The 12,500-nt window shown below is 45.4% G+C and carries 6 protein-coding genes and 2 rRNA genes; 7 read left to right on the top strand and 1 reads right to left on the bottom strand.

Annotated features, from left to right (window positions below):
* The first annotated feature begins 117 nt into the window (after window positions 1–117).
* Window positions 118–3,010 (top strand): 23S ribosomal RNA (locus H8876_RS10045).
* A gap of 87 nt (window positions 3,011–3,097) precedes the next feature.
* Window positions 3,098–3,214 (top strand): 5S ribosomal RNA (rrf, locus tag H8876_RS10040).
* Between the two features lie 231 nt (window positions 3,215–3,445).
* Here the strand turns inward: rrf and H8876_RS10035 are convergent.
* On the bottom strand, window positions 3,446–5,341 hold the full coding sequence (locus H8876_RS10035) for a tetratricopeptide repeat protein (protein ID WP_249287636.1): 1,896 nt from the start codon (window positions 5,339–5,341) through the stop codon (window positions 3,446–3,448).
* A gap of 305 nt (window positions 5,342–5,646) precedes the next feature.
* Between H8876_RS10035 and nifJ the strand changes: the two genes are divergently transcribed.
* The 5 genes from nifJ to H8876_RS10010 form a co-directional block, all read left to right on the top strand.
* Window positions 5,647–9,189 (top strand): pyruvate:ferredoxin (flavodoxin) oxidoreductase, encoded by a 3,543-nt coding sequence (nifJ, locus tag H8876_RS10030; protein WP_249287635.1) that lies wholly within the window; start codon window positions 5,647–5,649, stop codon window positions 9,187–9,189.
* Window positions 9,190–9,347: 158 nt separating this feature from the next.
* Entirely contained in the window at window positions 9,348–10,850 is a 1,503-nt protein-coding gene (locus H8876_RS10025) for a sodium-dependent transporter (RefSeq protein WP_249287634.1), read from the top strand.
* Between the two features lies 1 nt (window position 10,851).
* Window positions 10,852–10,980: a MetS family NSS transporter small subunit gene (locus H8876_RS10020; RefSeq protein WP_177265463.1), complete on the top strand. Its 129-nt coding sequence runs from the start codon at window positions 10,852–10,854 to the stop codon at window positions 10,978–10,980.
* Window positions 10,981–11,182: 202 nt separating this feature from the next.
* Window positions 11,183–12,055, top strand: coding sequence for an MBL fold metallo-hydrolase (locus H8876_RS10015; RefSeq protein ID WP_249287633.1), 873 nt, complete (start codon window positions 11,183–11,185; stop codon window positions 12,053–12,055).
* Between the two features lie 16 nt (window positions 12,056–12,071).
* The coding region (locus H8876_RS10010; protein WP_249287632.1) for a glyceraldehyde 3-phosphate dehydrogenase NAD-binding domain-containing protein at window positions 12,072–12,500 on the top strand (429 nt) is incomplete at its 3' end.

Raw genomic sequence — 12,500 nt, 5'->3', positions numbered from 1 at the left:
AGAGAAACTAGGCAAGTCTTAAAGATTTGTGAAGGGTGTAATACTACGATTTCAAACCGAGAAACCAGAAAAGAAATTTTCACTAAGAGTTTTAACAATAATCTTAGAAGAATTAACGGTCAAGTTAAAAAGAGCATAAGGCGGATGCCTTGGCACTAGGAGCCGATGAAGGACGTGACAAGCTGCGATAAGCTGCGGTAAGGAGCAAATATCCGTTATGAACCGCAGATTTCCGAATGGGGGAACCCACCTGTAGTAATGTGCAGGTACAGCTGTGTGAATAAAATAGCGCAGTATGAGGAAACGGGGTGAACTGAAACATCTAAGTAGCCCCAGGAGAAGAAAGAAACATCGATTTCCCAAGTAGCGGCGAGCGAACGGGAAGGAGGCCAAACCGATAACTTGTTATCGGGGTTGCGGATCATCATAAATGATTCTAAAAGGATAGTCGAACGGTTTTGGAACAGCCGAGCGAAGAGGGTGAAACTCCCGTAGACGAAATCCGGATAGACATAGATGACACCAGAGTAGTACCGGACACGTGAAACCCGGTATGAAGCCGGAGGGCCCACCCTCCAAGCCTAAATACTACCTAGTGACCGATAGAGAACAGTACCGTGAGGGAAAGGTGAAAAGGACCCCGGGAGGGGAGTGAAATAGAACCTGAAACCTTATGCTTACAAGCAATGGGAGCGTAAGTGACCATGTACTTTTTGTAGAACGGGCCAACGAGTTATGGTATGTAGCGAGGTTAAGATGCTGGAGCATCGGAGCCGAAGCGAAAGCGAGTCTTAATAGGGCGATTAGTTATATGCTGTAGACCCGAAACCGGGTGACCTATCCATGTGCAGGTTGAAGCGAGAGTAAAATCTCGTGGAGGACCGAACCCATATACGTTGAAAAGTGTTGGGATGACGTGTGGATAGCGGTGAAATTCCAATCGAACTCGGATATAGCTGGTTCTCCTCGAAATAGCTTTAGGGCTAGCCTCATAGTAAGATACGCAGGGGTAGAGCACTGAATGTTCTAGGGGCCTTCACCGGTTACCGAAAACTATCAAACTCCGAATACTGCGCAATCATCTATGGGAGTCAGACTATGAGAGATAAGTTCCATGGTCGAAAGGGAAACAGCCCAGACCTACAGCTAAGGTCCCAAAATGTAAGTTAAGTGGAAAAGGATGTGGAGCTGCATAAACAGCTAGGATGTTGGCTTAGAAGCAGCCATTCATTTAAAGAGTGCGTAACAGCTCACTAGTCGAGTGGCTCTGCGCCGAAGATAAACGGGGCTAAAACTTACTACCGAAGCTTAGGATACCTTTTGGTATGGTAGAGGAGCATCGTATAAGAGTTGAAGGTGAACTGTAAGGTAAGCTGGATTTTATACGAGAGAGAATGTTGGCATGAGTAGCGAGAGGCAGGTGAGAATCCTGCCCACCGAAAATCTAAGGTTTCCTGAGGAAGGTTCGTCCACTCAGGGTTAGTCGGGACCTAAGCCGAGGACGAGAGTCGTAGGCGATGGACAACTGGTTGAGATTCCAGTACCACCGAAAGTCGTTTGAGTGAAGTGGGGACACAGAAGGATAGACAGAGCACGCCGTTGGTAGAGCGTGTCCAAGCAGTGAGGCTTGTGCGTAGGCAAATCCGCGCATTTTAAGGCTAGGCTGTGATGGGGAGGGAAAAAAGTACCGGAAGCTGTTGATTTCACACTGTCAAGAAAAGCCGCTAGCGAGACCGTAGGTGCCCGTACCGCAAACCGACACAGGTAGATGAGGAGAGAATCCTAAGGTGAGCGAGAGAACTATTGTTAAGGAACTCGGCAAAATTACCCCGTAACTTCGGGAGAAGGGGTGCCATCGAAAGATGGCCGCAGTGAAAAGGCCCAGGCGACTGTTTAGCAAAAACACAGGTCTCTGCTAAAGCGAAAGCTGAAGTATAGGGGCTGACGCCTGCCCGGTGCTGGAAGGTTAAGGGGACTGCTTAGAGCAATCGAAGGCATGAACTTAAGCCCCAGTAAACGGCGGCCGTAACTATAACGGTCCTAAGGTAGCGAAATTCCTTGTCAGGTAAGTTCTGACCCGCACGAAAGGCGTAACGATCTGGGCGCTGTCTCAACAATAGACTCGGTGAAATTGTAGTACCGGTAAAGATGCCGGTTACCCGCAGCAGGACGGAAAGACCCCGTGGAGCTTTACTGCAGCTTGATATTGGATTTCGGCATTGCATGTACAGGATAGGTGGGAGACTTTGAACTCAGTACGCCAGTATTGAGGGAGTCACCGTTGGGATACCACCCTTGTAATGTTGAGGTTCTAACTTTGTACCGTGACCCGGTATGAGGACAGTGTCTGGCGGGCAGTTTGACTGGGGCGGTCGCCTCCTAAAGAGTAACGGAGGCGCCCAAAGGTTCCCTCAGTGCGGACGGAAATCGCACGAAGAGTGTAAAGGCAGAAGGGAGCTTGACTGCGAGACAAACAGGTCGAGCAGGGACGAAAGTCGGGCTTAGTGATCCGGTGGTACCGAGTGGAAGGGCCATCGCTCAACGGATAAAAGCTACCCCGGGGATAACAGGCTGATACCCCCCAAGAGTCCACATCGACGGGGGTGTTTGGCACCTCGATGTCGGCTCGTCTCATCCTGGGGCTGAAGTAGGTCCCAAGGGTTGGGCTGTTCGCCCATTAAAGAGGTACGCGAGCTGGGTTCAGAACGTCGTGAGACAGTTCGGTCCCTATCCGCTGTGGGCGTTGGAGATTTGAGTGGAGCTGTTCTTAGTACGAGAGGACCGGGATGGACATACCTCTGGTGCACCAGTTGTTCTGCCAAGGGCATAGCTGGGTAGCCACGTATGGAAGGGATAAGTGCTGAAAGCATCTAAGTACGAAGCCCCCCACAAGACAAGATCTCCTCCTTAAAGGTAAGACCCGTGAGAGACTATCACGTTGATAGGTCGGAGGTGGAAGTGCAGTAATGTATGGAGCTGACCGATACTAATAGGTCGAAAACTTGACCAAAGGTTTCAAGGGAAAGCGAAGGAAGATGGAAGCTTTAGACAGATATTATTCAGTTTTGAGGATGCAATAGAGCAAACTCAAAAGATATGCGGTGGCAATAGCGAGGAGGTCACACCTGTTCCCATACCGAACACAGAAGTTAAGCTCCTTAGCGCTGATGATACTTGGTGGGAGACTGCCTGGGAAAGTAGGACGTTGCCGTTTTTCTAAAAAAACAGCCTATGTAAGTAGGCTGTTTTTTTAGCCTTAGCGTAGAGCGGTGAGTTCCGATCCAGCTGAAGCTGGGGAACTCTCGCAGGGGACCTTCTGCGAAATCAGAGATTTCGGGATAGGTCTCCTAAAGGGACAGCAACACAGCTTATAAAACAGCAACCGCAGAATGGAAGATATATACCGTTCTGCGGTTGCTATGTACTCGTCTAATTATGTACTTCTTTAATTCTGGAATGTGATGGAATCACTTCCCATAGCTTCGTTAGTGCTTTTATCATATAACGTAAACGTCAATTTCCCTTCGCTTCCGAACAGAGGGATCGGATACTGGAAACGAGCTGTGATCTTAGATCCGCTTTTCCATTTTGAATCCAGATTGTAGACTTGCTTTGCACCATTTGGCCATACGATTTCATAATAAAGCTCAATTTCTTCCGAAGGTTCGCCACCGCTTAATGTTGCGTGAAAATATGCAGTATCATGACGGCTGATGGTGTCCATATCATTGCTGTAGTCATCTTCTGCTGTATTGGCAATGATTTTGACGTGCCATGCATAATATGTATCGTAAATTTCCTGGATCCCAGGGTACTTTATCGACATTAGTTCTGCCAGATATGTTTCGACCTGATCGGTTCTTTTGGACTGATAAGCCTTTACATATCCAAACTTAGCCTTATTTATTTTTTCCTGAAGCGCATCGGTATCTTTCATTTCCATCGCTGTCTGATATGAGGCGATGGCGTTTTCAAATTCATTATTCTCATAATATCGATCACCGATACCAATATAGCATTTTCGAATCTTTGTCTGGATCCGATCGCTTTCCTTGAGCTTCATAGCGGTATTATATGTTTTGATAGCCTGCTCGTATTCACCATTCTTGTAATACCGGTCACCAATGGAAATGTAGCATTCCCAGATATGTTCCTTGGAATCGCGATAATCACCCAATGATTCGAATTTATCGATAGCCTTTTCATATTTGCCTGAATTCTGCAGTTTGATAGCTTCTTCGTATTGAATGGCCGGAGCCGCCAGGTATTTATAAACTGCGATTCCGCCGCCCGTTGCCAAAAGCAGAAGACAGGCAATCAGTATTATCATCTTTGTACGGAAAGAGGGCTTTTTCCAAGAGGAAAACTTCTTTTCTTTTTTTTGGACTTCAGACGATACGGGGACTAATGCTGTATCAGAAGACGGATCCGATGCTTGTCCGTTTGCCTGCGGATGTTCGGGCGAACCTTTATCCTCGTCGTGCTGCAAAGGATCTTTCGTTTGATCCGGCGACAATCCCTCGTTACTCTTTTGATCGGTATTTGCTGCTTCATTCTTTTCCTCAGGATCATCATCTTTCCCCTGAGGGGAATATGTATGGATCTCTGGTGCTCTTTTCTCTTTGGAACCGGCAGCAGGATCAGACTCTGCAGGTTTCGTCTCATTAAGTTCCGGTGAAGGTGAAACGGTATCGGTCATGATATCTGTAGCAGGATCTTCTTCAATGGGGACTACGTGTGGGTGGTCTCCCTGCAGGGCATCCAGCTTTTTGCGTCGTCGCTTCCGTTCTGCCTCTAAGGTTTCTTCCCGGTCGACCTGCTCTTTTGCTTTGCGAAGCTTTTTATTGAGCTTGCCAGGAGTGTCGGCTGGTTTGTGAAGGATAAAGAGCGATCGAAGAAGTTCTCGATCCAGACCGCAATTCTTGCAGCTGTTGCCCTTATTGATATGACCGCAGCTGCAGGACCAGTAATCTCCAAATTCTTCAAACCAGTATTTCGGCTTGGTAGGTGCACTGGCAAAGTGTTCTAAGATATCTTCATAGATCTCATCGTCAGGCGTTAAAGGACGGGGCTCATAAACCTTTGTCTTTTTTGCCGGATGCCCCCCGTTTCCAGATACATTTTTTTCTTCGGAAGAAATGTGGATCCTAGTATTTTTAGGAATCGTATCTGAGGGCGATTGGACGCAAAGGCGTTCCGAATTTTCCTCGTTGGAAATATCGCTTTTACCGACAGAACTTTCGGAATTTTCATTGAGGATTTTCTCGTCCTTTCGAATATCTTCAAATAGAGTTTTCGTATCAAATTCTTTTTTGTGCTTCCATTGCTTGTGATTTTTCAACGTTTTCTGCTCCTGTTTCGGTATGCATAGTTTAATATTGTTATTATATCAATAAAGTGAACGATTCACAAGCACTTTACGGGGTGATAAAATCCGATAAATATTGAAATTTCAACGAATCCAAAGTTTTTTCTTGTATTTTGTATAATTTTCAGTACATGGTTGACAAACCCTGGCAGTTACGGTAAAGTTTATAGTGCTTAGTACCGTTTAGTACTAACATTATTTTTGCTATTTATTAGGTATAAAAATGAAAAAAGTCGTGTTGTTTTAGACAATAATGCAAACTGAGTTGGAGGGAAATTATGACACAGCGAAGAATGAAAACTATGGACGGAAACACTGCGGCAGCGCACGTATCCTATGCGTTTACCGATGTTGCGTCGATTTATCCGATCACCCCGTCTTCTACGATGGCAGAAGTAGTTGACGAGTGGGCTGCATATGGAAGAAAGAATATATTTGGACAGACGGTCAAGGTTGCAGAAATGCAGTCAGAAGCCGGAGCAGCCGGAGCAGTACATGGATCTCTGGCCGCTGGAGCACTGTCCACCACATATACTGCATCACAGGGTCTTCTTCTGATGATCCCGAACATGTATAAAATCGCAGGAGAACTGCTGCCGGGCGTATTCCATGTAGCAGCAAGAAGTATATCTACTCATGCACTTTGCATTTTTGGAGATCATTCGGATGTAATGTCATGCAGACAGACTGGTTTTGCAATGCTGGCTTCCGGTTCTGTCCAGGAGGTTATGGATCTTGGCGGTATCGCACATCTTTCTGCTATTAAGGGACGTGTTCCGTTCCTGCATTTCTTCGATGGATTCCGTACATCTCACGAGATCCAGAAAATCGAAGTGTTCAGCTATGAGGATTTCAAGAAACTGGTAGACTGGGATGCAGTGCAGGAATTCCGTGACAGAGCTTTGAATCCGGAACATCCTGTTATTCGAGGAACTGCACAGAACCCGGATATCTTCTTCCAGGGAAGAGAAGCTTCCAATAAATTCTATGATGCCATTCCGGAAATCGTAGTAGATTATATGGATAAAGTAAGCGAACTGACAGGTAGAAGCTATAAGCCGTTTGACTATGTTGGTGCTCCGGATGCAGAAAACATCATCGTAGCGATGGGATCTGTATGTGAAACCATCGAAGAAACCATGAACAAAATGGTTGCAGAGGGTCACAGAGTTGGTCTGATCAAGGTTAGACTGTACAGACCGTTCGTTAAGAAGTATTTTATGGACGTATTGCCGAGAACGGTAGAACGTATCGCCGTTTTAGACAGAACCAAGGAGCCTGGTTCCCTGGGTGAGCCGCTTTATCAGGATGTAAAGACTCTGCTTTACGGAGAGAGAAATGCTCCGGAAGTTTACGGAGGGCGTTATGGACTGGGCTCTAAGGACACGACACCGGGTATGGTACATGCGATCTATGACAACCTGTATCATAAGAAACCAAAGAACCACTTCACGATCGGCATCGAAGATGATGTAACGGGTCACTCTCTGCCGTATACGGAAGGTATCGCCAGAGAACCGGAAGGCACTATCAAGTGTAAGTTCTGGGGTCTGGGTTCTGATGGTACAGTAGGTGCGAACAAAACTGCTATTAAGATCATTGGTGATAAGACGGATATGTATGCCCAGGGATATTTCGCATACGACTCCAAGAAATCCGGAGGTCTGACAGTATCTCACCTGAGATTCGGGGAGCATCCGATTCAGTCCACTTATCTTATCAACCAGGCGGATTTCGTAGCCTGCCATAACCAGGCATACATCAGACAGTACGATATGTTGAAGGATCTGAAAAAGGGTGGAACGTTCCTGCTTAACTGCCTGTGGTCTGATGAAGAAATCGACCAGATGCTCCCGGCAAAAGTGAAGAGAGATCTGGCAAAGAAAAACATTAATTTCTATGCTATCGATGCATGGAAAATCGCAGAAGATGTTGGCCTTGGAACCAGAATCAACATGGTAATGCAGGCTGCATTCTTTAAACTGACAGGTGTTATTCCTATTGAAAAGGCAGTAGAATACCTGAAAGAAGGTATCGAAAAAACATATAAGAAAAAGGGACAGAACATCGTAGACATGAACTGTGCTGCAGTAGATCAGGGAATCACTGCGATCCGCAAGATCGATATTCCGGAAAGCTGGATCGATGTAGAAGATCCAAGAGAAAAATACGAAGAACTGCCTGAATTTATCGAGGATATCCTGATCCCGATGAATCGTCAGGAAGGTGACGATCTGCCGGTAAGCGCATTTGATGGAATCGAAGATGGTACATTCCCATCTGGAACTGCTGCATACGAAAAGCGTGGTGTAGCTGTATACCTGCCTGAATGGCAGCCGGATAAATGTATCCAGTGTAACCAGTGTTCCTTCGTATGTCCGCATGCTGCCATCAGACCGATGCTGCTGGATGAAGCAGAGAAGGCGGCAGCTCCGGAAGGTTTTGTGACCATAAAGGCGAACGGCAAAGGCATGGAAGGGCTGCAGTACAGAATGCAGCTGTCTGCTCTGGACTGCCTGGGCTGCGGAAACTGTGCGGACATCTGTCCTGCAAAGGAAAAGGCGCTCGTTATGGAACCTTACGCTGATGTTGTTAAAGAGGCAGAAAACTGGAAGTACGGTATCAAGATTTCCAGAAAAGAAGAGCGGGTCGATACTCATACAGTTAAGGGAAGTCAGTTCGCAAAACCGTATATCGAATTCTCAGGTGCTTGTTCCGGATGCGGTGAAACTCCGTATATCAAACTGGTAACACAGCTGTTCGGCGATCGTATGCTGATCGCTAACGCAACAGGATGTTCTTCCATCTGGGGTGCATCTGCTCCATCCATGCCATACTGCAAGGATGAGAACGGCAGAGGTCCTGCATGGGCAAATTCGCTGTTTGAAGACAACGCTGAGTATGGTTACGGTATGCTGCTGGCTGCAAAACAGATGAGAGAAAAAATCGAGCATAACATGAAAGCTCTGATGGAACTGGATATCGATGAAAAGCTGAAAGAAGCGATCGAAGAATGGCTGGAATACAAGGATGACGGCAGAGAATCCAGAGCAAAGAGCGACAAGGTCATCTACGCGATCGAAAACATGAGCACAACGGATGAAGTTGTAAACATGCTTTGTGAAAGAATCATGGAGCTGAAGGACTTCCTGGTAAAGAAATCCGTATGGGCTCTCGGCGGAGACGGATGGGCTTACGATATCGGTTACGGCGGTCTGGATCATGTTCTGGCTTCCGGAGAGAATATCAATATCCTGGTTTTCGATACAGAAGTATACTCCAATACAGGCGGACAGGCATCCAAGGCCACGCCGGAAGCTGCTATTGCGAAGTTCGCAGCAGGCGGTAAGCGGATCAAGAAAAAGGATCTGGGTCTGATGGCAATGTCCTATGGATATGTTTATGTTGCTCAGGTTGGTATGGGAGCAGATAAGAATCAGCTGATGAAGGCGATCACAGAAGCAGAAAGCTACGATGGTCCATCCATCATCATTGCTTACGCTCCATGCATCAACCACGGCATTAAGAAGGGTATGGGCAAGTCTCAGGAGAATATCAAGGATGCAGTAGACGCTGGATACTGGCACCTTTACAGATATAATCCTGAACTCAAAGAGAAAGGTCGGAATCCGTTCATACTGGATTCCAAGGAACCGACTGCAAGCTTCAGAGATTTCATTATGGGACAGATCAGATACTCATCGCTGTCTAAGGAATTCCCTGAAATCGCAGATAAGCTGTATGCAATGACAGAACAGGATGCCAAGGATAAATACCACACGTATAAAGAACTGGCAGAAAGAGACAATGCGCTTCTGTAAGCAAATTGCATCATAGCTGACACATGAAAATATGAAGCTGTTCCAAGAATTTTAGTGATACTATTTTTGGAACAGCTTCTATGGTTTTTTTATGTGTAAAAGGGAGTGTGTAAAGGGGATTTACGTGCAAACTTAAGAAGAAGGAGAGTGGAAGTATTTTGAGAGAGCAATGGAACAACAAACTGGGCTTTTTGCTGGCTGCTATCGGATCAGCAGTAGGCCTGGGCAATATCTGGAGATTTCCCTATGTTGCCGGAACTAATGGGGGCGGAGCGTTTCTGATCCCGTATTTTTTCGCAATCGTTACAGCAGGTATTCCTATCCTGATCCTAGAATACACCATGGGTAAAACATATCATGGTGGTGCCCCGGTCACTCTGGCGAGGATGAATAAGAAGTTCGAGATCCTGGGATGGTTTCAGACAATGGTGGCTTTCGTTATTTCAACCTACTACGTTGCCATTATCGTATGGACGTTGAAATACCTGCAGTTTTCTCTTACATTAGAGTGGGGCGATGATCCGACCGGTTTCTTCCTGAATTTCCTGGGAGCAACAGACAGCGCATCTAATCTGGGCGGAATACAGATGAACCTTCTGTTCCCGTTCCTGATCGTCTGGGCGATCGTAGCCTTTATCATGTATAAAGGTGTGCGTCATGGAATCGAAGTTGTTTGCAGAGTCACTCTGCCAATCCTGATGCTGTTAATCGTTTTACTGGTTATTCGTGGTATTACATTGCCGGGGGCAGTAGATGGACTGAACTACCTTTTCCAGCCGGACTGGAGCGCATTAAAGAAACCAGGCGTATGGGTAGCTGCTTATGGACAGATTTTCTTCAGCTTATCTATTGGGTTTGCGATCATGGTTTCATATGCAAGTTATCTTCCGAAAAAGACGGATGTTGTCAACAGTGCCTGCATTACAGCAACGGCTAATCACGGATTTGAAGTATTTACAGCGATCGGCATCTTTGGTATCGTAGGATTCATGGCTGGACAGCAGGGCGTTGATGTTGCAGAGGTTGCAGGTGGTGGTGTAGGTCTGGCGTTCATGACTTTCCCGACGGCGATCAATGCGCTGCCGGCATTCAATGCACTGTTTGCGATCTGTTTCTTTGGCGCACTGTTTATTGCAGCGATCACATCAATGATTTCGATCCTGCAGGCTGTTATTGCAAGTATGCATGATAAATTCAATATTGATCATAATGTGGCAACGACCATTGTTGTTCTGCCATCATTTTTGATCAGTACCATATTTATTACAGGTGGTGGCCTCAACATCCTGGATATTGTAGATTCGTTTGTAAATAATCTGGGTATCGTAGGGTGCGGATGCGCAGAAGTCTTTCTGTTAGGATGGTTCTTTAAAACGGAGAAGCTGAGAGAGGAAGCCAATCGGTATTCCAATTTCAGTATCGGAAAATGGTGGAACTATGCACTGAAGTTTGTAACAGTATTTGTTCTTGGTGTTATGATCGTTCTGAATACTATTGACTATGTTTGCCATGGCTATGGTGGATTTGCGACAAAAGATGTTGCGATCTTCGGCTGGGGTGCGATTCTGTTTGTTATTGTTGCAGGCTTTATCTTTGCTTTGATGAAAGGTAAAGATGGTTATCGCGATTTAGATGAAATCGCCCATAAGGAGGGACAGTAATATGAGTGTGAGTGCAATTATCATGCTGATTATCGGCGGTGTCGGTTTATGGGGAGGATGTGCTTTATCATGTTACATCTTTGCTAAAAAGAGCAAGGAAGATTTTTCTGAAGATAAAGATGAAAAATAAGAACAAAACAGCTTTTTCATAAGAATTTTATTAAGATGCATCGTGCTTTTTAGGAGCGAAGATGCATCTTTTTTTATGGATTGGACATAATAAATAGTAAAAAACAGAAATAAAACAATGAATATTGGCATAAAACGGAACTTAACAGGTTTACGTCAGAAGTATCACATTGTATAATAAAAACAGAAAGCGAGTTTAATAAATGGAATTAAAGCAGATTGGACCAAAGACTTTTTGCATTGAGAATGATACGAATATCGGTATACATTTTACCGATGACGGCAGAATGTATTTGATCGATACGGGATCGAAAGGCGACGGCGAGAAAATCGATGAAATTTTAAGCAGAGAAGGATGGGTGCCATCTTGCATCATCAACACCCATACACATATCGATCATATAGGCGGGAATGAATTTCTGATGAGGAAATACGGTATTCCGGCTTACTGTACAGACTACGATATGGCATTTGCTCATTATTCCGAGCTGGAAGCTGCTTATATGAATGGCGGATATCCGGCAGAAAAGCTGCGAACGATTTTTGCGCATCCGGGAATGATCGGCTTTCGTTCCCTTGAAAAAGAAACGCCGGACGGTATCGATTGGACCTATCTTCCGGGACACTCTTTCGGAATGATCGGCATCAGGACATCTGATGATATCTGGTTTCTGGGAGATTCTTATTTAAGCAGGAGCTTTCTGAAGCAATATACATTTGGATTCATCTATAATGTGGAAGCGTATATCGATACGCTGAAAAAACTGAAAGAATTTAAGGGAGCGCTGTTCGTTCCATCTCACGGTATCATAGAAACAGATATCGTGCCGACACTGGAACAGAACCTGAGAAGCGTTACAGAAATGTGCGGTATGATTTGCGAAACCTGCAGAGAATATCGTGGACAGGATGAAATTTTGCAGCAAATGTACGAGAGGCTGCGGATGCATGCCAGACCGGCACAACATGCACTGCTTTCCTCAACGGTAAAAAGCTATTTAACATATCTTCAGGACAGGAACAAACTGGAATGCAGATTTGTAGATAATATTATGAAGTGGAGAACACAGGAGTAATTAAGGAGGGTAACACATGGCTACTAAAATTGCAATTAACGGATTCGGAAGAATTGGAAGATTATCGTTTCGTAAGATGTTCGAAGACGATAAGTTTGATGTCGTAGCGATCAACGATCTGGCTACAACAGAAATGCTGGCATATCTGCTGAAATATGACAGCGTACAGGGGAATTTTGGGCATGATGTAGATCACGATGAGGAACATATCATTGTAGGAGACAAGAAAATCAGGATTTACAAGGAAGCAGATCCTGCAAAGCTCCCATGGGGAGAACTGGGCGTAGATATCGTTCTGGAGTGCACGGGATTCTTTGCATCTAAGGCAAAGGCTCAGGCTCACATTGATGCAGGTGCTAAGAAAGTTCTGATTTCTGCACCGGCTGGAAGCGACCTGCCGACTATCGTATACGGAGTAAATGAAAAGACTCTGACAAAAGAAGAC

It is taken from the genome of Lentihominibacter faecis (assembly GCF_014306095.1).
Classification (GTDB): Bacteria; Bacillota; Clostridia; order Peptostreptococcales; family Anaerovoracaceae; genus Lentihominibacter; species Lentihominibacter faecis.
Note: the sequence above shows the minus strand (reverse complement) of the source record. Positions and strands in the feature narration are given on the sequence as shown.

Bases quoted from the DNA above. Each gene is read 5' to 3' on its own strand.
- H8876_RS10020 (WP_177265463.1), top strand. From the start codon at position 10,852: ATGAGTGTGAGTGCAATTATCATGCTGATTATCGGCGGTGTCGGTTTA.
- H8876_RS10015 (WP_249287633.1), top strand. From the start codon at position 11,183: ATGGAATTAAAGCAGATTGGACCAAAGACTTTTTGCATTGAGAATGAT.
- nifJ (WP_249287635.1), top strand. From the start codon at position 5,647: ATGACACAGCGAAGAATGAAAACTATGGACGGAAACACTGCGGCAGCG.